The sequence below is a fragment of the Candidatus Brachybacter algidus genome, assembly GCF_016707225.1.
Taxonomy (GTDB): Bacteria; Bacteroidota; Bacteroidia; order Chitinophagales; family Saprospiraceae; genus Parvibacillus; species Parvibacillus algidus.
Window position 1 is genome coordinate 153,449 of the sequence record NZ_JADJID010000003.1, and the last position, 22,322, is coordinate 175,770.

A 22,322-nucleotide genomic window follows, 5' to 3' on the forward strand; every position below is an offset into this window, starting at 1 on the left:
TCGCCCCATTTTCAATTTTCCATTTTCCATTTTCAATTCTTCCTGCCTTTCTCACATCCAAATTTTTCATTACCTTAGTTTGATCAAAAACTAAACTAAGATATGTCTGCTCAACAACACAATTGCCTAAATTGCGGTCACATCCTAATAGGGAAATTTTGCTCTAACTGCGGACAAAAATCTGATATTCACCGTATAACTTTAAAACATTTTATTACTCACGATTTAATCCATGGAGTCTGGCACCTAGAAAAAGGAATTTATTTTACAATAAAAGAATCGATTTTCAGAACAGGAAAAGCTGCCACAGATTACATTTCAGGTAAAAGAATAATTTATTATAATGTTTTTTATTTATCTCTATTAATGTTGGGTTTGAATTTACTGGTTTTACACTACTTCCTCGCTTATACAGGAATGGAGCTTAAAACAAGTAATGGAATGAATGAAGTAGGTGGTTTCTTAAAAAGTAATACTAAGGTGTTCATATTATTATTCATACCTCTTATTTCTTTTTGTGGCTATATTATTTTTCGAAAAAATAAATTAAACTTTGCGGAACATACCATTATAGCAGGATTTTTGTTCTGTGGTATGGTATTTATAAGTTTGGTCCAAACCCTACTATCTCTTTTTCCTACAGCTATAAAAAACATCTTAGATTATTCAATAATACCCTTATTATCATATATTCAGGTTTTACTTCCTGCCTGGACTTATTATAAAGCACTTTCAGCTAAGTACACAAGGCTCGGATTTGTATGGAGGATAGTCTTGATGTATATCATAGTTATAATATTTTATCTATTAGTAGTGATCTCAATATTATTTATTTATAAATATATTAAAACAGGTAATTTTGAAATAGATGGAAACTTTTATTTTCAAAATTGAACAACTAAATAAATAACAATCTTGAATGAATATCCATACATTGCTCCACCAATAAACTTAACTCATTATTGTTGATTATATAATCTGCATACTTCAATTTTTCTTCTTCAGGCATCTGACTTCTAATCTTGCTAATCGCGACTTCCTCTGAGACCCTATCTCTTAATACGATCCGATTGATTCGTAGCTCTTCCGGAGCGGCAACCACTATGATCTTATCCATCAACTTGTAGAATCCGCCTTCGATAATCAATGCTGATTCATGCAAAGTATATGGTGCATCCTGACATTCGTGCCAAATGCTATAATCTCTTTTAACTTTTGGATGAACAATTTGATTAAGTGCTTTGAGCTTTTCAGAATTTGAAAATACAATAGAAGAAACATAGGTCGTATTATAAGAACCATCAATTCTGTAAGCCTCTACACCAAGTAGTTCAATAATTGCCTGTCGGATATTTTCATCCTCATTAATAAGTACTTTGGCGCGGATATCTGCGTAATATACTGGAATACCAATTACCTCGAAGATCTGACAAACCACTGACTTTCCGCTCGCTATCCCACCTGTTATTCCTACTTTTAACATGCTAGATCTTTTCAATTGTAAAACCATATTCTTCCAAACCCGAAGCATGATCGACCTCAATACCTAGCACCTGACTTTTAAACACATTTATCAAATGATCCAAATTCTCCGATTCAGTTGAAAGTATTAAAAATGGATTAGTTGCAAGGTCTTTTTCTTCAATTATTCCCGGAAATCTTTTTGAAGCTTCCATGATCATTGGTATTTGTTCAAAAGCAAATTCAACTCTGACTTTATATATCGGTTTTACTTCCATGAGTTCAGCTTTTGATAAAACCTCCTTTGTAGATTCCTTATAAGCCTTGATTAATCCTCCCGTACCTAATAACGTTCCCCCAAAATATCTGGTTACAACACAAAGAATATTTGTCACATCAAATGCATCCAATTGCCCCAATATTGGCTTTCCGGCAGTTCCTGATGGTTCACCGTCATCATTCGCTCTGTATGTTTCCATAGGAACACCTAATTTATAGGCCCAACAATGGTGATTGGCCTTAGGATGTGTTTCCCTAACTTGATTCAGGTATAGATACACTTCCTCAATATTCTTCACAGGAAATATTTCAGCAATGAATTTACTTGCCTTTATTTTTAGCTCTTCTTCAGAATGAGTATTGATCGTGTAGGACATTTATGCGATTAAATTATGAGTGATTAATGATGGGGTAATGGGTAATGGGTAATAAAAAACTGTATTTTATAAATTTCGGTACAATGCTCGTTGTTATTTGATTGTTCACTCTCATTATTCATTGTTCATAAATCATTGTTCATTCGAATTATCTTCGCTCCATTCAACATTCAACATTCGTCCTGACGGGTTCCACATGCATCGAAACATAAATAATACCCCATCCACAGGATTTCAACTTATCCTCTACCCTATGGGCTATCTCATGGCCATCGAACACAGAAATAGAACCATCCACTTCCAGATGAAGGTCGATCAAGTAATTAATTCCCGCCTTCCTTACATAGCACTTTTCTGTATCTTTAACACCTTCGATCTCCAGAGCACAGACCTTGATTTTTTGTATCAATTCACTGTGATTTTGCTCATCCATGATCTCGCCCCAGGCAGGCTTAAAGATCATAAAGCTATTGTAAAGAATGACGAAGGCAGCTATTAATGCCGCCCAATCATCTGCTGCTTCATAACCGGGACCCAAATAGATGGCAATACTTATGCCCACAAATGCAGAAAGGCTAGTGATCGCATCACTCCTATGATGCTGAGCATCTGCTTTTAATGCCGTACTATTAGTAGAATTACTTTTTTTAATTACCCAACGGTACATCAATTCTTTTGCAATTATTACAATCCCAAGAATGATCAATGTAAAATGTGCAGGTAATTTATGCGGTGTCATAATATTGATGATACTTTGATAAATTATAACACCTGCTGTCAAGATAAGAAATCCCACGACGACAAAAGTAACTAATGGCTCCGCCCTTCCATGACCAAATGGATGCCCTTCATCTGGTGGTTTGGATGCATACTTCAACCCCAACCATACAAGCAAGGAACTAATCACATCAGATACTGATTCCAGTGCATCTGCTACTAGCGCATATGAATTACCAAATATACCAGCTACACCTTTTATAATAGCCATAACCAAACTCAAAAGCATGGAGCTTTTCATGGTAGACATACCTATCATCCATAGATTGGCGGTATCTGTCGTTTTAGTTTGATCTATGCTATTCATTTCGAAGCAAAGGTATAATATATCAAGACCTTTTAAAATAAGAAAAATAAAAATGTGTTACGAGAGAATTATGTACTTTTGCGCCTTATTTGAATAAAATGAGCAATATTCCTATTACATCAGCTTTAATTTCTGTCTTTGATAAATCTGGGCTTGACATTCTTGTCAAAGAACTCCATAATCATCAGGTTAAGATCTATTCAACAGGAGGAACTTATGATTTTATCAAAAACCTGGGAATTGATGCAACATTAGTGGAAGATCTGACAGGATTCCCTGCTATGCTCGATGGGAGAGTTAAAACTTTACACCCTGCAGTTTTTGCAGGTATTTTGGCACGAAGAAATGATGACCATCTTGGTCAGTTACAAACTCATAATTTACCCCAAATCGACCTGGTCGTAGTAGATCTTTATCCATTTGAAGAAACATTGAAGCAAACCTCTGACGACGCCCTTATCATAGAGAAAATTGATATTGGCGGTGTTTCTTTACTTAGAGCAGCATCCAAAAACCATGCTTCAGTAGCAGTAATCAGTAAGCAAAGCCAATATCCCATTGTTGCTGATTGGCTTAAAGAAAATAATGGATCTACTTCTATTGAACAAAGGATTCAATTGGCTTATGAGAGTTTTATGGTCACAGCTCACTATGATACAGCCATTTCATATTATTTTGCAGAAAAAGTAGGGCAAGCCAAGCACCTGAGATATGGTGAAAACCCGCATCAAAAGGCCTCATTTATAGGAAATCTGGATGATATTTTCAGACAGATAAGTGGTAAAGAGATTTCTTACAATAACCTTGTGGATATAGATGGAGCAATAGCTCTAATTAGTGAATTTAAAAGTAACGATCCAACATTCGCAATCATAAAACATACAAATCCATGTGGTGTAGCTACAAGGGATTCAGTCAAAAATGCCTGGGATGCAGCCTTAGCATGTGATCCTACCTCAGCTTTCGGTGGTATAATCATCAGCAATAAGATGATTGATGGAGAAACAGCTGATGCTATAGATGAAATATTTTACGAAGTGCTGATAGCCCCTTCATTTGGTGAAGGTGTTATCGAAAAGTTAAGTAAAAAGAAAAACAGAATTATCCTTCATTTGAGCACTTTTGAAGTAAGCCCGGAGCAAAGAAAATATATTCTTGGAGGTCACCTTTCACAAAGTATGGATAACCATAAAGCTGAAGATGAATCCTTGCAACAGGTCACCAAAGCAACCATACCAGCGTCACAATCTGATGATTTAATATTTAGTTTAAAGTGTGTTAAACACTTGAAATCTAATGCTATTGCAATCGTCAAAAACCAACAAATGATCGGTGCCGGATTGGGCCAGACATCCAGAGTTGATGCTCTTAATCAAGCAATTGAAAAAGCAAAAAGAATGGGATTCGATTTGGATTCATCAGTTCTTGCTTCGGATGCATTCTTTCCATTTGCTGACAGTGTGGAGATCTCTTACAATGCAGGCATAAGATATATAGTCCAGCCGGGTGGTTCAGTGAAAGACAATGATTCAATTGTGTATTGTGATGATCATGGTATGGCAATGTATTTCACGGGAATAAGACACTTCAAACACTAAGAATAACAATGGAATTAGCAATAGATGCCGGTAATAGCCGGGTAAAATATGGTGTTTTTCAAGAAGGTGATCTAATGAAAGTGATCGTCAGAGAGCACCTAACATCTATGGATATCGATGAGATCTACACCGAAAACAAAATCACCTCCAGCATTATCTGCGCTACAAGAACACTTACTCCTGAGAATATAGCTTATTTGCATGCAAGAAAGACTATTATACTGGATGAAAATACGCCAATTCCAATAAAGAATAAATACAGAACACCCAAAACACTTGGAAAAGATCGTTTGGCGGGTGTAATTGGTGCACATTTCGCCTTTCCTTTTGCTAATAATGTAGTTATTGATTTTGGAACAGCCATGACCATCAATTTTATCAATGTCAAAGGTGAGTTTCTTGGTGGTAATATATCTCCAGGATTGAAGATGAGACTGCAAGCACTGCACAACTATACAGATCAATTACCACTTACTGCCACAGATGGTGAATTCAGCTTATATGGCATGGACACAGAACAGGCATTGAGAAATGGTGCCATTCATGGCATCGTAGCTGAAGTAGAATACTATCGTGCAAAATACATGGAGATGTTCTCTCCGTTAAAAATAATACTCGCTGGAGGTAATTCTGTCCTGGTGAGCCACTTTTTGAAAGATTCGTACGTTATTAAACCTGACCTTGTATTGGAAGGTCTTAATGAAATATTAAAAACAAATGCTTAGAAAGATATTCATCACTTTTTTAACCATCGCCTTAATCGGTGGATTGAATGCACAACAGCTACACAACCCAATCTCCAACTTCGGTATGGGTGATTTCCTGGACAATGACCAAACTGCTGTTTTTACCACAGGCTGGGCAAACAATACGTTTACCGATCGTTATCATGTCAATTTATCCAATCCTGCTTCTTATTCTTTTCTGCAGTCAACATCGTTTGAGGTTGGGTTAAATGGCAAGTATTCAACTTTAACTAATGAATTTTCCAACTATTCATTTTTTAGCGGACAACTAAGTCACTTATCACTCGCCTTTCCAATATTCAGTCCTTACAATGAATTGATGGAAAAGAAAGTTAAAAAAATACATTGGGGAATGGGTCTTGGTTTAGCGCCTTATAGTCAGGTATCTTATAATTACCAATTTAAGACCACCGATCCTGAAGCAGGAAATATTCTGAATTCACAAGTTGGCAGCGGTGGGATATATAAATTATTTTACAACAACGGTTTGTCTTACAAGAATTTCTCTTTTGGAATCGGTGCACAATATATTTTTGGAAAGATAGAACGCAAAAAGGAAATTGGTTTTTCTGATGTCTCAGCTCAGTTAAGTAATATTACTGCTTTAGAGTCTGAAGTTTATGCCAAGGGATTTCTATTTGATTTTTCAGCTATGTATGTCCATTCATTTAATCCTATTACCAATGGTAAAAAGACAGATTACGATAAAGAGAAGAAGTTGACCTTTGGTGCATCGTTCCAACCACTTTCAAAATTAAAGACCAACATCTCTCAACTAGACTATGTCTACAGTAACCAACTTGGCTTATCCTTAAGTGATACCATCAGCAATGTAAGCGGAAAGATCTCTAAGAATAATTATAATAGCGCATACGGAGCAGGAATTTCATATCAAGATGGCTCGAAATGGAAGATAAATATTAACTATGACGCGCAGCTTTTCGACGAATACGCTGTGGCAGGTTTGGATGCAAATTATAAAAATTCTGGTGTATTTAAAGTCGGTGGCGAATGGTGCCCTGAACCAAATTCTTATACTTCCTTCTTGAAAAGATCTAAGTACCGTGCTGGTTTCAGGACAGGTACAATGCCTCTTACAATCGATGGATCTCAAGCAAAAGTTGTCTCAGGAACTATAGGCTTTGGCTTTCCAGTCTTTGTCAACAGACAAATATCTCATGTAAATATTGGGTTGGAAATGGGCAAGAAAACTTATGGTAGTAGTTTCTCGGAACAATTTTACAAACTACAGATTGGATTTAACTTGAACGATGATCTTTGGTTCCTGAAAAGGAAATTTGAGTAATCAAACCTGGATTATAATCTGAAGTTCAGGAGCAAGTATTGTTATTTAGGGAATTTGATATTACACAGATTAAAATTAGAAATTAGAAATTAGAAATTAGAATGAAACTCCGATTATGGTGTTAGGCAGATATTTGAGAGTGAATATATTTAGATATTATATATCTAGTTAATTGATTTCCAATTTTATAAGCAATTCAAGACTTTAAAAGATAATTATAAAAAAAGCTATTGGTCAATTGGATCAATAGCTTTTTTTGATTGCTTATGTTTGTCTTATCAGAAATATAGCATATAAATAATAAACAGGACAACTAATGTCAAAAATCCGAGGATCATGTAGAACTTCTTCTGATCTTTAGCATCCTCAGCTAATTGTTCTTTGGTAAGCTTGACATCCTGAGGGCCTCCCTGACTAAAACTTGATGTTCTTCTTGTACTGCCACTTTTTGAGTGACTTTTTCTATTGGATCTGGCCATTACTTTATTTTTTAATTTTATAAAAGGCAATTTTAAAAAAAAGAAGTGAACTTTATATCATTTCAGGTTTAATTTTTTAAAATAGATGACTTTAATCTGATAAAAGTGCCTCTATCATAGATATTAATACTTTGTTCAAGTTGTCGAGCGCCAGTTCAACTTTCCAATTGGAACGATTTCTAGGTTCTATGTAGTTAGAGATTGCTCTCAATTGCAAATATCTTTGGTCAAACTTACTACATACAAATGCAAATGCAGCACCTTCCATAGATTCCACGTCAGCTGAATAAGCAGCCTTCAATCTCATTATACCTGAACCTGATCCGGAGACACTGTTGACAGTAACTGCGGATCTATTTGGAAGAAAATCACTATTTCCATCCCTATTTTCTATCCAACCATTCGTATATGGTAATTCATTTGCATCTATAAATTGTAAGTCGAATACAGAAACAAAGTTATCGTCTTGCTCTATGACTCCAATGTCTGCAAAAGTGTCTTTGACTATATTCACTACATCACCAAGATTCGAATTTAAATCAAAAGCACCACCCAAACCCGCATTGATGGCAAGATCATAAGACTGCCCTGAGGTGAGTAATCCCGTCATAGAGTAAGTCATATTCACCATGCCAACTCCGGCAATAAGCACTTGTACTTCTAATCCATTTTTATGATATGTGCCTTCCTTAGTTTCAAATGATTCAGTAAGAAAATTAAACAATGGTGCAATTTCGAAAGAAGTCGCAGCAACTATTAATAATTTTTTCATATAATTATTTATGTGTGAGTGAAAGCCTTTTAATTAAAAAAAACTCAACGCGCAATGGATCGATAATTAATTGCTAATACCTATGGTGTGCTATAAGTATATGTGGCACCAGGAGAAAAACCTAGTTGCAGATGCTGTGTCCCACTCAAATCAATAGACGACCCTTTACCTAATGGAATACCTATTCCTAGCCCAATAATACCTGGATTAGCCCTTGCACTTAAATATAAGAATACTTTTTGGTTTATATTGTAAGCGATGCCTCCAGCCACACTTAATGGATGGCCATCATCTAATATTCCGGATAGATATAATCTTAGATATTCTGCAGGAAAATAGCCGACTCCTAATTGAATACTATGAGTGAGATCATTTGATTCATTACTTCTAAAGAAACCTACCGGATTGAAGGTTACCAAGCCAACACCGAATTGAGGAGACAATTGAGTTTGAGCACCTAAGCTAAAAGTTGCTGAAAGTTCTTTTTTATTCTCAGGCGAGGTTACTACAATGCCATGGAGTCTTAATCCAAGTGAAGTCTGATCAGCTAGTTGAAGCGCATAACCCAAGCTTGCCTTTATTTCATTGAATGTCTTATTGCCATTATAATATAGCTGTAGTCCTAAAGCATGGTTCTTTTTAATTCTATATGCAAAATCAAAATTACCTTGATTTATATCACTAATAAGAAATGACTGCTGTGCGCCTACTGAAATATAAAGTTTGGAAACCTGAACTAGAGCAGCAGGATTCAAACTAAGTGCTTTGACCCCGGGATCTGCAACATTTGAATTATTCAAACTTGTACTAACGGAATTATTAAATATGTTAATTCCATTTTGACCCTGGATAAATCCAGCCCATCCAATTATTATTGATAAAATAAGTACTCTCATGCCGGAACCAAAGATAAACAAATATATTGTTTACTTTTGTTCCTTATTATTTATAAATACAATTTACATCTATGTCAGTGACGAATGAAGAATTTGTAGCAACCATCAGTGCAGGATATACCTTTGCAGGGCCTCAAATAAAATTGGGTGCAGCTATATTGAATGGTGAAGTACATAAAGGTGCCCAGGTAGGTATTCCTTTAAAGATGATGAACAGGCATGGATTGATTGCAGGTGCCACTGGCTCAGGAAAAACCAAAACTTTGCAAATCCTTGCAGAACAACTTTCTCAGCAAGGCGTACCTGTGTTGATGATGGATGTCAAGGGCGATCTAAGTGGTATCGCTGCTGTAGGCGTTATGAACGATAAGATCCAAGGCAGGATGGATAAGGTAGGAATTCCTTATAAGCTGCATGCTTCACCGGTAGAATTTCTGACATTATCTAATGAGAAAGGCACTAGACTGAGAGCTACTGTTACAGAGTTCGGGCCGGTACTTTTCTCCAAAATTCTTGAATTAAATGATGTACAGCAAGGAGTTGTCTCATTGATATTCAAGTATTGTGATGATAATAGACTCCCGTTATTAGATCTCAGTGATTTTAAGAAAACACTTCAATTTCTAACAAACGAGGGAAAAGCTTCCATCCAACAGGATTATGGAAGTATTTCTTCTGCTTCCACCGGGACCATAATGCGGAAGATTCTCGAATTGGAGCAACAAGATGCAGAATTATTTTTTGGTGAACCATCGTTTGAGGTAGATGAATTGTTGAGAAAAGACGCTCAAGGTCAAGGGATCGTTTCTATCATGAGACTAGTTGATATCCAGGATAAACCAAAATTATTTTCAACATTTATGCTGCAATTGTTGGCTGAGGTATATGCGACATTCCCGGAGGTTGGCGACCTGGATAAACCAAAGTTGACCATCTTCATAGATGAAGCACATTTAATATTTGATTCTGCAACACAAACTCTTTTAAATCAAATAGAAACCACCATCAAACTCATTAGATCAAAAGGTGTTGGTATATTTTTTATTACTCAGAATCCTTCCGATGTTCCAAACAGCATACTTGGCCAATTAGGTCTGAAAATCCAACATGCTTTGAGGGCATTTACAGCAAAAGACAGAAAAGATATCAAACTTACCAGTGAGAATTTCCCGTTGAGTAAATTCTATGTGATAGATCAGGTATTGACAAATATGGGTATTGGTGAGGCATTCGTCACAGGTTTGAATGACAAGGGTATCCCTACCCCGCTTGCTTACACAATGCTCAGAGCGCCTGAATCCAGAATGGACGTGCTCACAGAAGACGAGATCAATTACATTGCCTTTAATTCTAAGATAATAAGTAAGTACAATAAGACTATCGACAGAGAGAGTGCTTATGAGATCCTGAATGACAAAATAGAACAATTTAATAATTCTAAACAGGAAGTTGCAGCAGATAAACCTGCACCTCGAGGTCGCCAGGAAAAGACAATTTTCGAAGAGGTGATTAGCAATACCACTACCAGACAAGTTTTGAGAACTGTAGCCAGAGAAGCGACGAGAGGATTATTAGGAGTATTTGGATTGGGTGGTAAGAGTACAAAGAAATCAGGATGGTTCTAAATTAGAAGTTAGAAATTAGAAGTTTGAAGTTTGAATAGGTCTTCGATGAATATGTCTAATAAATAAAATATAATACGTAACTCAGGAACGTTAGTAAATATACAATGAGAAAAAAAGATCTTTATACCTTAATCGGTTTTATATTATTTGCCACAGGATTGACATCTATCATTTTAAATGTAGTGGGAGTCGAATGGTTTCTTCTGCAGTGGATGAGTGGCATTCCTACTCTGCTCGGTTTTATGTTAAAGTTGATAATGATAGTCGGAGGTCTCGTCATTATTTATTTGAACAAGATTAATTGGAGGGAGTAATAGCGAATGGAGATTCGTAATAGCCCAAATAAATTTGGTCAAACAAATTTCAGCTCGGTAATATACGGCAAAATTTTGGTCAATTATATAATTCTGTTTCCTATAAGATTATAGTTTAACAAACTTAGTGCTTCCTGCATACCGACCAGATATCACTCTAATACAGTAAATACCCGGCGAAAGAGAATTGACTGGCTGAATAATCTTTTCAGCCGTTAAATATTTTGTCTGTCCTACTACCCTGCCCTGTATATCGATGATCTGTATTAATATGTTATTTGTGAGCATATCACCGAGTTCTACTGTCAATGACTCTTCCACAGGATTAGGATAAATATCGAATTTTATGGTGTTATATGACGATGTCGAGGCCACACAGTTTGTAATCATCCTTAATAAGTTTAATCGTCCTCCTGTCACTGTTACCCCATTTAAACTTGGCAATTTATCCACATTATTTAAAATGGCATTTCTAACTGCCCTGGCAGACTCTACAGGATAATCCATATATGTAGTTTCAAGGGCGCATGTGGATGCTGCATACATCAACGCAACTGCACCTGTGACGTGAGGTGTGGCACATGAAGTACCACCAAAACTAGCATAACCTATCGGATCAGCTGTAGAAGTGCAGCCATCTCCTGGCGCACCAAGATCCACAGATTTAGAGCCATAACCTGCACTTCCGTATTTAACATCGTTTTGGGTGGTATTTGTAACAACTATCAAGAATTCGCTTTCACAAGTACTGGGCAGGTCTCCTTCTACATCCACATCAGTGTTTGCATTGGCTGTAGCCCCTGTGCTTAAGACACCAGCATAGCCAAGACTATCATACATATTACACCAGATAGGCTGGTCTATTGGGAATTTCTTGCTTATTCCCGCAGATAGATTAGAAGCCACGATAAAGGCACCTTCCTGTCCATGACTTTGATTGAATTTTTTTCTAAATTCCTTAATATATTCATATCCTTCGATCAATGCTGATACATTAGCTACTGCTCTGCTCACGGGCATGATCTTGACATTCCAATTCACTCCCGATATTCCCATACCATTATTTCCGCTTGCACCTATAATACCCATTACACCTGCTCCATGAGTGGCATTTGAGTGCGTCCCATTTTTGGTATCAAGATTAACGCCATGTACATCATCTATATAACCATTGTCATCATCATCTATGCCATTCCCAGGTATCTCTGCAGTATTGGTAAATAAATTTTCTATGAGATCAGGATGTTCAGGATAAAAACCATTATCCAATACGGCTACTACTATCTCATGACCTAGAGGTGTTTTGCCACCAGTAGTAAAATCCCATGCTTCAGGTGCTTTGATGATCCTCATGTCCCACTGATCGCTGTTAAATAGAGGATCATTAGGTGTTTTAGACCTTTCTTCCAAATAATAATCCTTTTGGAAAGCAACTACACCATCAAGATTTGAGACAATCTCCTTTAAATTCTCATAAGTCAGATCAGGAGCATAAATGCTCACAATACTTGAATTCTTCCCAAGGGTTTTGCTTTGGATAAAAGACCGATCAGACGCAAGTTTATCGTGAAATTTATTAAGATTTTCGTGACTATTAAATTGAATCAAATATTGACCTGGAACTTGATCCGCTCCATCCAGGACCTGAGATAGTGCATTTGACAAAAATAAAAAAGTAGAAATACTGATAAAAATCACTCTATATAAAGACCTCATTGGAAATTGTATTAAAATATCAAATTATAACTTATTTACGATAGAAAATTAACTTCTATAACAAACAACGTAAAATTAATCAAAATATCGATGCTTAATCATTGATATCACAAACATATAGTAATATAATAAGTCTGTAAAGTGAAATTGGTTGTAAATCAGGTCATTTAAAAAAACTTAATCTTTTAAGTAAAAGAATGCGTTCACACTCAACAATACACAAGTTTAAAAGTATATTTTAAAGTATAGAACTAAAATATTTCTTTGTGAAGAGTGGTCTAATACCATACCAAGAAAACATTTGCCCATCTACCAAGATAACTTTTGTAGCAGGTAGTATTCTCTCAAATTCCTCAACGTGCTTCTCTTTGAATGGATATGGCTCAGATGACAAAAGGAGGTATTCAGGATTATCCTGAATCAATTTATCCATAGTTATTTCAGGATATCTGGTCGCATCAAAATACAAATTTTCAAAACCTGCATACAACATCATATTATTAATAAAGGTGTCACCACCAACAGTCATCATGGGGTCTTTCCATATCAGGTAAACGGCAGTCTTTAAATCCGCGAATATTACCTTTTTAAAATCAGATGAAAGTTGCTTAATGACAGCCGATGCGGCTTTCTTTTTTTGGAACATTATTCCTAAATGTTCCAATACCTTTAAATTGTCATCTATAGTTACAATATCAGTGACTATGACGGGGCAAATCGTGCTTAATCGTTCTATATCAGCTAAATTGTTTTCTTCCTTTGAAGCAAAAATTACATCAGGATTTAGCTTTTTGATTTTATCAAATGATGGATTTTTTGTGCCTCCTATCTTTGCTGGCTTTGGAAATTTGACTTCTGGATGCTCACAAAATCTTGTAACTCCTACCACATATTTATCTAAACCAAAATAGTAAAATATCTCAGTTAATGAAGGTACCAGGCTTACAATCCTGACAGGTGAACGTCCTGTCCATAAGCCAGAAAATTCGTTGCTCAGTATTATATTTTCGTTCAAAACAAATATGTGTATAAAAAAACTTTGGTTGAATCTAACCTATTTTTAAAATCTGTTAGCACTTGTGAAGATCCTGTCCCATCTGATTGTTGAACCAAATTGGTTGGTATATCTTGAGAAGAAGATAAATAAAGGCTTTCCAACAATATTCTGCTCAGGAACGAAGCCCCAGAATCTTGAATCTTCAGAGTTGTCACGATTATCTCCCATCATCCAGAAGTAATCCTGCTGGAAGGTGTATTTATCAGTCACCTTACCATTGATCGTATAAGTGCTACCGTTTTCTACCAATGTATTTTTTTCATACACTGAAATTACTCTTCGGTAGAAAGCAATATTAGCTGGAGTCAATGTAATAGTTACGCCCTTCTTAGGAATCCAGATAGTTCCGTAGTTGTCTGTCGTCCAATCCGGGAATTGCGCAGGACTGTGTGGAAATAATGCACCGGCATAGATAGGACTTGGGTTGGCATACATTATTTGAATATCAGCATTTGGCGCATTCTTCTTGATATATGCCATGTGCTCCTTATTCAAACTATAAAAACCAACTTCAGGATTGCACTCATTCAAATTGACGCCAAGATCTGCAAGTTCCTGTAAAGAAACTGGTTGACTTGGTGTGATTCTGCAATTTACCAACATTCCAGAAGGTTCAGCTATTTTCTGCCCATTAATAAACACCACTTTATTAACTATTTTAAGCGAATCACCAGGCAAACCAATACATCTTTTTATGTAGTGATCCATCTTATCCATAGGCCGTGTGGTCATAGGATAACCTTGAGCCAACTTACTATCTCTTCTGACATCGTATAGGCTGTAAGTCCTATTAGGAGTAACATATACGCTATCCCCTTCAGGATAATTAAATACTACAGGGTCAAATCTTTTGACATGAGTTAATGCCGGCAATCTATAATAGTCCAGGCTCGGGCTTCTTAAGTAAGACTCACGGTTGAAAAATGGCAATCTGTTGTGAATTAATGGCACCATTGCTATGGTCATTGGCGTTCTGATGCCATAGTGAGCTTTGCTTACAAATAAGTAGTCACCGACACGAAGAGAAGACTCCATAGAAGAAGTAGGAATTACATATGCTTCAATGAGGAACATACGTATAAATGCAGCCGCAAAAACTGCAAATACTATTGATTCAGTCCATTCTCTGACTTTACCTTTCTTAAATGGATTGTTATCTGTAAGTTTTTTAATTGCAAAGTTGTCCTTTCTTTGGTAAGCCGCTTTTAATTCCTCATTATAAGCATTTTCTTGTTCGACTGCTTTGCCCTTATAATCATCTTTAGCTGCGGAAATAAGAAAAAATTCCAATGGAGCATAAATGACAGCAAGTGCACTATCCTTAAAGGTGTTTCTACCAAACGACCTAACCATGTCAACAGCCATGCCACAAAAAATAAAAATATTTACTATTGGAAAAAGCAACCACAATGCATATAAAGGGTTCCGTCCAATGATCTTACACCAAGTGGCAAAATTCTTTCCGGGGATATAAGCATCGATTCCTGAATATCCTGCCTTTTCAAATAAAGGCTTCAGGCTCAGGCTTAATAAAATATAAAAAATTATTAGATAGATTAAGATACTCACTCGTTTTATTCAGTTTTTATAAGCTGCAAATATAACAGAATAAAACTATTCATTAGATATAATGCCAGCGCACTATTCGCCTAAACCATTATAAATACAGACCAAATTTTTCTTTGAACATATTATTTATATAAATAAAGTTTTGGCGGTATAAATATTTTCTAAAAGTCTTGCTATTACTCAATATAAGGTAGAAATTAGAAGTTAGAAGTTAGAATAAAACTTCGATGGTTGAGCCCAGCAAATGAAACCATTTAAATAAATTGAAGAAAACAGAGAATTGAATTAACTGTTTAGAAATCAATATTTTAATGGTTATATATTTATACTTTAGTTTACCAATGGTATAATCATTTCTGAAACTTCAATTATATAATACAATACCATGGGCTAACTTACTATGTAAACTTAAAGGTGAGTTATGAAAGTATTTAATTTTATCCTAATAAATAGATGAAAGATTTAGCTTAATGAAGCTGCTTCTTTAGTTGAATTTAGGTGTAAAACTTTGGAATGTATCAGCGCATAAGTACCAAATAAAGCTACACTGAACACCATGTCACCCACTAAAGTACCTTTTAAAAAGGGCAGTCCAGCTATGTAACATTGCATCAAACCATTCATATCAGGAGTATAAACCGGAGGAACGGTACCGGGCCAGCAACCAAAATTACTTACAAGAAAAAAGATAGCTGATGCTCCAAGTGAACCGGCTACAACTTTTAATACACTAACTTTTTTTAATAAAAACGCCCCTAGAAGAACTATAAGTGCATAAGATCCATAAACCCAATACCAACCGTCATAAGCGTAAGCAAATGCATCACCAGGTTGTGCATATATAAGGTTATTCAATATAAAATCACTCAAGTATATTGCCATAATTGGAATTAAAAATGCTTTCCAGTTTCGCCCGAGATAAGCACCTCCAAATAGAGCGATAGCGCCAACAGGAGTCAAATTGTAAGTATGAGGTATTAATCTGCTCGCCGCTGCTAGCACGATCATAAAAATCACAACGGCTGACTGAATATATATTTGTTTCCTTGACATTATATTAATAGATTTAGGACAAAGGTAATTAAAATGGTTTTAAAAGTGAAGATTGAAGTTTGAGTTTGATAATTCAAGAACAAATTTTCTAATCAAAATAAAAAAGAAGTTATATTTTATATTTTCAAGCTAAATAAAAAAATCGAGTATGACCATAGAACCAAATACCACACTTGCAATTCCATTGGTGGTCATAAAGGCCAAATTGACTCGCTTAAGATTATTTTCAGAAACTAAAGTATGCTGATAGATTAACATCGCCAGAAAAATCGCTGCTCCTATATATCCCAATAAGTTAACTTGAGGATAATCTCTTCTCATTAGTATAAGCGTGATAATCATTCCAATTCCACTCATGATATGACTAGTGGTTGAAATCCTCAGGGCATTTTTTCTACCTACAAGGGCAGGAATCGAGTGCAACTTATGCTCTTGATCAAACGCATCATCCTGAAGACTGTAAATAATATCAAATCCGGCAACCCAGGTCAATACTGTCAATCCTATAATGACAGGTATCCAATCAAATGAAGCTGTGACAGCAAGATAAGCCCCAACAGGCGCTAATCCTAATCCAACCCCCAATACATAGTGGCAAAGTGCCGTAAACCTTTTGGTATAGCTATATCCTAATATTACTGCCAAAGCAATTGGAGAAAGGAAAAAACATAGTTCATTAATAAAGAAGGTAGTTAAGGCAAAGGCCAAACAATTGAGCACTACAAATAGTAATGCAGATCGCTCAGTAATCTTACCTGAAGGTATTTCCCGTTGTTTTGTCCTTGGGTTTATGGCATCTATATCTCTGTCAAGGTAGCGATTGAAAGCCATTGCTGCACTTCGGGCGAAAATCATACATAATATAACTTTGACCAATATCATTGGATCAAAATTCTCCATTTTTACAACGCCCATTGTAAAGCCAATCATCGCAAAGGGCATAGCAAAAATAGTATGACTAAAAGTGACGAGTGATAAATATTTATTAATTCCCGCCCTGATTGTATCTTTTTCTGAAGCGTTTACTTCTTCTCCCATTTCTCAATAAATGACTTATTATCAATGCTTTTCAATGCTTTAATATCAGCTTTAGAAGCATACTGAATAGTGATTGCGGAACCTCCGCCAGGTGCAAGATAAATAGGCAATTTCGACTTATTGTTGACCAAAACATTGGTTATTTTATAACTCATTGGATTTTTCTCATAATCAGCATCTTTTGTATCTGCATAAATAGTTGCTTTATAAGTCTTACCTGGATCTAAGAAATTTAAAGAAATATTTGCTTTTCTCGACACTTCATCAGTTATGCAGCCGACAAACCAATTGTTACCGCTTTTTTCCTTTCTAGCCACATAAATGTAGTCTCCAGGCTCAGCATCCAGATACACAGAACGCGACCAGTTGACTGCTACATCCTTAATAAACTGAAATGCATCAGGGAATCTTAAATAGTTTTCCGGAAGGTCAGCTGCCATTTGAAGTGGACTATACATAGTGACATAAAGCGCTAACTGCTTCGCCAACGTAGTATGGATAGTTTCTTTTTTATTTTTATCGTAGTAAGATAAATCCGTCTGAAAAATTCCAGGTGTATAATCCATTGGGCCACCCATCAATCTTGTGAAAGGTAGAATGGTCTCATGGTCAGGAGGATTGCCTGAGCTCCATGCGTTGAATTCCATGCCTCGTCCAGCTTCAGACGCCATCCAATTGGGGAAGGTTCTTTGCAGGCCGGTCGGACGGACTGGCTCATGAGCATCCAACATCAACTTATTTTTAAGAAAATTAGCTGCCGTTCTGTTATAATGATTGACCATCCATTGACCATCATGATGTTCTCCTCTTGGTATTATTCTGCCGACATATCCAGATTTGGCCGCAGGGTAACCATATTTTTTCATAAGATCCAGTGCTGCATCCTGATGACGCTCATAATTGGTCGCAGATGCTGAGGTCTCATGATGCATGATTAAACTTACATTCTTTGACTTGGCATAGTCACTCAACATTTGAATGTCAAAATCCGGATAAGGTGTTACAAAGTCAAAAACATCTTCCTTCCATTTGCCAAACCAGTCTTCCCAACCTACATTCCATCCTTCTACCAGGACACCTCCAAATCCATTGTCTGCAGCAAAATCTATGTACTTTTTTACATTTTCATTATTAGCACCGTGCTTTCCATTTGGTTTTAAGGTCGAATAATCAGTAACACCAATTTTTGTATTTGATTCATCTGAATAATTCCATGTCGACCTATTGACGTGCATCTCCCACCAAATACCTACATATTTCATTGGTTTTATCCAAGAATAATCCGCGATTGGTGCCGCATCATTAAGATTAAGAATTATTTTTGATGCAAGAATTTCTGTCGCTTTTTTACTTGCTACTATTGTTCTCCAGGGTGTGACACATGGAGTCTGCATGTAGGCTTTATTACCTACAGCATCCGGCACAAGATGTGCTTTCAATTTATACTTTTGAACATCTACATCCAATTCCATAGCCGGATAATTGATGAGGGCTGCTTCATGGATATTGACATAAAGGCCTGAAGGCGCTTTTAACATCAAGGGAGTCTGTGTAGTATGATCGCCAAATTCAAAAGCGCCAGAAATGCTTGTACTTGTAGGGTTTTTAGCTCTGCTGACACCGGATATCTTGGTAGTACTATATTGAAACTCATTAGTATCATAATCACCAGGAATCCAAAAGGCTTTAAAATCACCTGACAAATTAAACTCAGTTAATTCATCAATTATGGTAAAATAATTAAGCAATGGTTGCTTAGGAAAGTCATACCGAAACCCAAGACCATCATCGAATAATCTAAAAATGATATTGTATTGAATATCTTTATTTTTAAGATCACACAATCTAAATATATACTCTTTGTAATGATTGCGGATCGTTGACTCTTCTCCCCAGACAGGCTCCCAAGTGTTATCAACAGCAGAAGAATCTGCTTTAATCAGAAAGTTAGAGTCAAATAATTCATCTTCCTTTATCCTGATACCCAATTTAGATTCTTTAATAAAATTCTGGCTTGAAGCTGCAACTGTATAACCTATACTTCCATCAGAATTAATATAAAATGTAGCCTGGATCTTACCACCAGGGGAAGTCATGTTAATGTCTCTTGATTGAAGCAAAAAAGAAGAAAAAAAGAAGAAAAAAAAGGGTATAGATATCTTTAATAAATTTATCTGATGCATTTTGAGATACGAATTAAGGTAATATAAATAAGATAAATCAACCCGGAATACAGCTCAAAAAAACAAGAAATTACATATTGAAATTCACTTTTTTAAGCGAAATTTTTGAATATATTTTTATATTACTTCAAGTATTTAAAGGCTTTTCCGAACAAAAGCAAGGCAATAATAACATTTAATATTGAATTTTTATGTATATAAAATAATTCAAGTTTCGGCAGTTAAGAAACAAAGAGATGGCTGATGTTAGATGTTAGATGCTTGCCCGACTAGCCAAAGTGACGGCGGGGAGCTTAATCAAAGGATTCATATTTTTTCTTTAATAGGTTTAATAGAAAAAATATCAATTAGATTTATGGAAAGCCATCTAAAATTTACCCCGCCCTCGCCATAGCTATGTCGGACAAGCTTCTAACATCTAACATTTTATTAAAATTTAAATTTATCTTTCAAAAAAGAAAATTTGACTACCGAGACTTGAGTAAAATATCTTCATAGCTTATTGCTCAAATAAAAAAGTGCATACTAAAAACAACTTAGTACGCACTCAAAATATATTTTTAAAATTTCTAGATGGCTACGGGTTCCTCAATCCTCATTGTGAAATCGAAAGTATCTTCTATTTCTCCATTTCTCAATTGATTAATTGTATTTTTCAGATTGTTTGACAATTCCCAATTGGATTCGTCAAAAGAAATAGTTATATCTTTGTAAGTCATTGAACTAACATTTGTAACAACCGCAGCTGTGCCTGCTCCAAAAATCTCTATCAGATTACCCTTGTTATATTCGTCAATAACTTCATCTATTGATATTAATTTCTCTACAACTTCTATTCCTCTTGATTTGAGAATCCTCATTAGAGAATTTCTTGTAACCCCTTTCAGGATAGCCCCATCTTCAGCAGGAGTCATTACTTTATCTTTCAATACAAAGAAGATATTCATCGTACCAACTTCCTGAACATACTTATTATAGATACCATCCAACCAAAGTATTTGGTCAAAGCCTTTTTCTCTTGCTAATTTTGCAGGATAAAGAGATGCAGCATAATTGCCTGCAGTCTTCGCTTCACCTACACCACCCTTTACAGCTCTAACGTAATGGTCTTCTGCAAGCAACTTTATTGGTTTTGAATAATAAACACCAGAAGGACATGCGAGGATCATCAATCTATATGTAGTAGAAGCAGCTACACCAAGATATTCATCAGTAGCAAACATAAATGGTCTCAAATACAAGGATGAACCAACTGCAGTAGGAATCCATTCTTTCTCCATAAGAACCAAAGTTTTCATAGCTTCCAAAAGATCTTCCAAAGGAAATTCCGGCATACACATGCGAACTGCTGACCTATTAAGTCTTTCTATATTTTTTTCTGGACGAAAAAGCATCGGAGTTCCGTCTTTATCCTTACTGGCCTTTAAGCCTTCGAATATTGACTGTCCGTAATGCAAAGCCATATTGGCGGGGTGTATAGACATTTTTTCCAATGGAACAATTCTGTAATCATGCCATGCGCCATCGTAGTAATCTGCAACAAACATGTGATCAGAAAAAATCTTTCCAAACCCAAGATTGTCGAAATCAACTTCAGTGATTCTTGATTTAGTTACCGGTGTAATACTTATATTTGTCATCTGCAAGAAGGTTTATTTACAAATGTAATAAATTAATTGCAAAATATTAAATACATATTTTAAAGATTAATATAATAATATTTCTTTTATAGCTTAAAAAATTAGCTTTAACAAATTATATTCCGCTGATGCCAATCTTTCAAACAAAAATATATAGAACTCGAAATAAAAGTAATTCAATATTTTTTTCACCTGAATTCAAAAAAAAAATAATACTCTTTATGTCTTCGGAGGAATCCAATAATCCGGATTTCGTAGATAACCTTACAAAAACTACTAAAGCTCTTGGAATGGATACAGAGCAAGATGTTTTGTTTCATTCAATTGATCAGAATAAGGTATTGGATTGGTCCGGTATTTTAGAACATAAGGAACCAATTGTTTTGGCGTTCTTTGGCAGTAACCTTACCGGGTTCAGGCAAACTCAAGTTAATTCTGTCAATAAAATTGGAATACACACCCTATTCGAGACTTTTTCAATGAAAGAGATAGTTGAAGACTCCACTAAAAAAGCTCAGTTTTGGTTAAGTTTTAAAGCATTATTTGGAAAATGAACAAGTTATTAATAGCTACCAAAAACGGCCACAAGCTGGATGAATTCAAAGAAATCTTTGGAAAAGAGTACAATGTATATTCTTTGTTTGATTTCCCTGACATACCTGAAATTGAGGAGACAGGACACACATTTGAAGAAAACTCTCAATTGAAAGCCACCACCCTATTTAACTATGTAAAAGAAACGACAATTGCAGATGATTCAGGTCTTGTTGTTTCATCATTAGATGGCGCACCCGGAGTATATTCTGCCAGATATTCAGGTCCAAATGCAAATGATAGCAGCAACAGAAGATTATTGCTTGAAAACATGGTAAATGTTAAAGATAGAAGCGCATATTTCGAATGTTGCATTTACTTAAAAAGCAAGAATATTTCAAGATCCTTTACCGGTAGATTGTATGGAAATATATCTTTTGAAGAAAAAGGAATAAATGGATTTGGCTATGATTCAATTTTCATTCCAATTGGTGACACAAGAACCTTAGCAGAGTATTCTGAAGTAGAAAAAAACAAAATCAGCCATCGGTATTTAGCAATTCAGGATTTATTGAAATGGAAAAATACGAAATAA

At 35.6% G+C, this 22,322-nt stretch carries 21 protein-coding genes; 8 read left to right on the forward strand and 13 right to left on the reverse strand.

What is annotated here, in order from left to right:
- Nucleotides 1-102 precede the first annotated feature (102 nt).
- Nucleotides 103-894 (forward strand): hypothetical protein, encoded by a 792-nt coding sequence (locus tag IPI15_RS10515; RefSeq protein ID WP_287401549.1) that lies wholly within the window; start codon nt 103-105, stop codon nt 892-894.
- Between the two features lie 4 nt (nt 895-898).
- Here IPI15_RS10515 and coaE read toward each other — a convergent pair whose 3' ends face one another.
- From coaE to IPI15_RS10530, 3 genes are all read right to left on the reverse strand, one after another.
- Nucleotides 899-1,483 (reverse strand): dephospho-CoA kinase, encoded by a 585-nt coding sequence (gene coaE, locus IPI15_RS10520; RefSeq protein ID WP_287401550.1) that lies wholly within the window; start codon nt 1,481-1,483, stop codon nt 899-901.
- Nucleotide 1,484: 1 nt separating this feature from the next.
- Entirely contained in the window at nt 1,485-2,117 is a 633-nt protein-coding gene (locus IPI15_RS10525; protein WP_287420190.1) for an IMPACT family protein, read from the reverse strand.
- Between the two features lie 163 nt (nt 2,118-2,280).
- Nucleotides 2,281-3,201, reverse strand: a complete 921-nt coding sequence (locus IPI15_RS10530; RefSeq protein ID WP_287420191.1) for a cation diffusion facilitator family transporter — start codon at nt 3,199-3,201, stop codon at nt 2,281-2,283.
- A gap of 98 nt (nt 3,202-3,299) precedes the next feature.
- Between IPI15_RS10530 and purH the strand changes: the two genes are divergently transcribed.
- Genes purH through IPI15_RS10545 form a run of 3 tightly spaced genes read left to right on the forward strand, consistent with a single transcriptional unit; the run spans nt 3,300 to nt 6,851 of the window.
- Nucleotides 3,300-4,799, forward strand: coding sequence for a bifunctional phosphoribosylaminoimidazolecarboxamide formyltransferase/IMP cyclohydrolase (purH, locus tag IPI15_RS10535; protein ID WP_287420193.1), 1,500 nt, complete (start codon nt 3,300-3,302; stop codon nt 4,797-4,799).
- An 8-nt stretch (nt 4,800-4,807) separates the two neighbouring features.
- Nucleotides 4,808-5,524 (forward strand): type III pantothenate kinase, encoded by a 717-nt coding sequence (locus IPI15_RS10540; RefSeq protein ID WP_287420195.1) that lies wholly within the window; start codon nt 4,808-4,810, stop codon nt 5,522-5,524.
- A complete protein-coding gene (locus IPI15_RS10545) occupies nt 5,517-6,851 on the forward strand; it encodes a BamG-related protein (RefSeq protein ID WP_287420197.1) in 1,335 nt (444 codons plus the stop codon). Before IPI15_RS10540 ends, IPI15_RS10545 begins: the two co-directional genes overlap by 8 nt.
- 278 nt (nt 6,852-7,129) lie before the next feature.
- Here the strand turns inward: IPI15_RS10545 and IPI15_RS10550 are convergent, their stop codons facing one another.
- From IPI15_RS10550 to IPI15_RS10560, 3 genes are all read right to left on the reverse strand, one after another.
- The gene (locus IPI15_RS10550; protein WP_287401556.1) at nt 7,130-7,330 is read right to left on the reverse strand and encodes a hypothetical protein; all 201 of its coding nucleotides are present in this window, start codon (nt 7,328-7,330) and stop codon (nt 7,130-7,132) included.
- A 91-nt stretch (nt 7,331-7,421) separates the two neighbouring features.
- Nucleotides 7,422-8,102 (reverse strand): futalosine hydrolase, encoded by a 681-nt coding sequence (mqnB, locus tag IPI15_RS10555; protein ID WP_287401557.1) that lies wholly within the window; start codon nt 8,100-8,102, stop codon nt 7,422-7,424.
- 80 nt (nt 8,103-8,182) lie between these two features.
- The gene (locus IPI15_RS10560; protein ID WP_287420199.1) at nt 8,183-9,019 is read right to left on the reverse strand and encodes a PorV/PorQ family protein; all 837 of its coding nucleotides are present in this window, start codon (nt 9,017-9,019) and stop codon (nt 8,183-8,185) included.
- A 50-nt stretch (nt 9,020-9,069) separates the two neighbouring features.
- On the opposite strand from IPI15_RS10560, the gene IPI15_RS10565 reads away from it, so the two are divergent.
- Both IPI15_RS10565 and IPI15_RS10570 read left to right on the forward strand, forming a co-directional pair.
- On the forward strand, nt 9,070-10,623 hold the full coding sequence (locus tag IPI15_RS10565) for a helicase HerA-like domain-containing protein (RefSeq protein WP_287420201.1): 1,554 nt from the start codon (nt 9,070-9,072) through the stop codon (nt 10,621-10,623).
- Between the two features lie 104 nt (nt 10,624-10,727).
- Entirely contained in the window at nt 10,728-10,937 is a 210-nt protein-coding gene (locus IPI15_RS10570) for a hypothetical protein (protein ID WP_287420203.1), read from the forward strand.
- 108 nt (nt 10,938-11,045) lie between these two features.
- On the opposite strand, the gene IPI15_RS10575 is transcribed toward IPI15_RS10570, so the two are convergent.
- The 7 genes from IPI15_RS10575 to IPI15_RS10605 form a co-directional block, all read right to left on the reverse strand.
- The gene (locus IPI15_RS10575; RefSeq protein WP_287420205.1) at nt 11,046-12,653 is read right to left on the reverse strand and encodes a S8/S53 family peptidase; all 1,608 of its coding nucleotides are present in this window, start codon (nt 12,651-12,653) and stop codon (nt 11,046-11,048) included.
- Nucleotides 12,654-12,891: 238 nt separating this feature from the next.
- Nucleotides 12,892-13,668, reverse strand: a complete 777-nt coding sequence (locus IPI15_RS10580; RefSeq protein ID WP_287420207.1) for an ABC transporter substrate-binding protein — start codon at nt 13,666-13,668, stop codon at nt 12,892-12,894.
- 45 nt (nt 13,669-13,713) lie between these two features.
- Nucleotides 13,714-15,279, reverse strand: a complete 1,566-nt coding sequence (gene lepB, locus IPI15_RS10585) for a signal peptidase I (RefSeq protein ID WP_287420209.1) — start codon at nt 15,277-15,279, stop codon at nt 13,714-13,716.
- Nucleotides 15,280-15,741: 462 nt separating this feature from the next.
- Entirely contained in the window at nt 15,742-16,332 is a 591-nt protein-coding gene (locus IPI15_RS10590; protein ID WP_287401564.1) for a DUF6580 family putative transport protein, read from the reverse strand.
- A 129-nt stretch (nt 16,333-16,461) separates the two neighbouring features.
- Complete coding sequence (locus IPI15_RS10595; RefSeq protein ID WP_287420211.1) at nt 16,462-17,370, reverse strand: UbiA-like polyprenyltransferase; 909 nt, start codon at nt 17,368-17,370, stop codon at nt 16,462-16,464.
- Nucleotides 17,355-19,466: a glycoside hydrolase family 97 protein gene (locus IPI15_RS10600; RefSeq protein WP_287401566.1), complete on the reverse strand. Its 2,112-nt coding sequence runs from the start codon at nt 19,464-19,466 to the stop codon at nt 17,355-17,357. The genes IPI15_RS10595 and IPI15_RS10600 overlap by 16 nt, the downstream gene beginning before the upstream one ends.
- Before the next feature lie 656 nt (nt 19,467-20,122).
- The gene (locus tag IPI15_RS10605) at nt 20,123-21,193 is read right to left on the reverse strand and encodes a branched-chain amino acid aminotransferase (RefSeq protein ID WP_287420213.1); all 1,071 of its coding nucleotides are present in this window, start codon (nt 21,191-21,193) and stop codon (nt 20,123-20,125) included.
- 221 nt (nt 21,194-21,414) lie between these two features.
- Between IPI15_RS10605 and IPI15_RS10610 the strand changes: the two genes are divergently transcribed.
- Together IPI15_RS10610 and rdgB are read left to right on the forward strand one after the other, a co-directional pair.
- A complete protein-coding gene (locus IPI15_RS10610) occupies nt 21,415-21,747 on the forward strand; it encodes a hypothetical protein (RefSeq protein WP_287420215.1) in 333 nt (110 codons plus the stop codon).
- Entirely contained in the window at nt 21,744-22,322 is a 579-nt protein-coding gene (rdgB, locus tag IPI15_RS10615) for an RdgB/HAM1 family non-canonical purine NTP pyrophosphatase (protein WP_287420217.1), read from the forward strand. Before IPI15_RS10610 ends, rdgB begins: the two co-directional genes overlap by 4 nt.

Bases quoted from the DNA above. Each gene is read 5' to 3' on its own strand.
- IPI15_RS10515 (WP_287401549.1), top strand. From the start codon at position 103: ATGTCTGCTCAACAACACAATTGCCTAAATTGCGGTCACATCCTAATA.
- coaE (WP_287401550.1), bottom strand. From the start codon at position 1,483: ATGTTAAAAGTAGGAATAACAGGTGGGATAGCGAGCGGAAAGTCAGTG.
- IPI15_RS10525 (WP_287420190.1), bottom strand. From the start codon at position 2,117: ATGTCCTACACGATCAATACTCATTCTGAAGAAGAGCTAAAAATAAAG.
- IPI15_RS10530 (WP_287420191.1), bottom strand. From the start codon at position 3,201: ATGAATAGCATAGATCAAACTAAAACGACAGATACCGCCAATCTATGG.
- purH (WP_287420193.1), top strand. From the start codon at position 3,300: ATGAGCAATATTCCTATTACATCAGCTTTAATTTCTGTCTTTGATAAA.
- IPI15_RS10540 (WP_287420195.1), top strand. From the start codon at position 4,808: ATGGAATTAGCAATAGATGCCGGTAATAGCCGGGTAAAATATGGTGTT.
- IPI15_RS10545 (WP_287420197.1), top strand. From the start codon at position 5,517: ATGCTTAGAAAGATATTCATCACTTTTTTAACCATCGCCTTAATCGGT.
- IPI15_RS10550 (WP_287401556.1), bottom strand. From the start codon at position 7,330: ATGGCCAGATCCAATAGAAAAAGTCACTCAAAAAGTGGCAGTACAAGA.
- mqnB (WP_287401557.1), bottom strand. From the start codon at position 8,102: ATGAAAAAATTATTAATAGTTGCTGCGACTTCTTTCGAAATTGCACCA.
- IPI15_RS10565 (WP_287420201.1), top strand. From the start codon at position 9,070: ATGTCAGTGACGAATGAAGAATTTGTAGCAACCATCAGTGCAGGATAT.
- IPI15_RS10570 (WP_287420203.1), top strand. From the start codon at position 10,728: ATGAGAAAAAAAGATCTTTATACCTTAATCGGTTTTATATTATTTGCC.
- IPI15_RS10575 (WP_287420205.1), bottom strand. From the start codon at position 12,653: ATGAGGTCTTTATATAGAGTGATTTTTATCAGTATTTCTACTTTTTTA.
- IPI15_RS10590 (WP_287401564.1), bottom strand. From the start codon at position 16,332: ATGTCAAGGAAACAAATATATATTCAGTCAGCCGTTGTGATTTTTATG.
- IPI15_RS10595 (WP_287420211.1), bottom strand. From the start codon at position 17,370: ATGGGAGAAGAAGTAAACGCTTCAGAAAAAGATACAATCAGGGCGGGA.
- IPI15_RS10600 (WP_287401566.1), bottom strand. From the start codon at position 19,466: ATGACTTCCCCTGGTGGTAAGATCCAGGCTACATTTTATATTAATTCT.
- IPI15_RS10605 (WP_287420213.1), bottom strand. From the start codon at position 21,193: ATGACAAATATAAGTATTACACCGGTAACTAAATCAAGAATCACTGAA.
- IPI15_RS10610 (WP_287420215.1), top strand. From the start codon at position 21,415: ATGTCTTCGGAGGAATCCAATAATCCGGATTTCGTAGATAACCTTACA.
- rdgB (WP_287420217.1), top strand. From the start codon at position 21,744: ATGAACAAGTTATTAATAGCTACCAAAAACGGCCACAAGCTGGATGAA.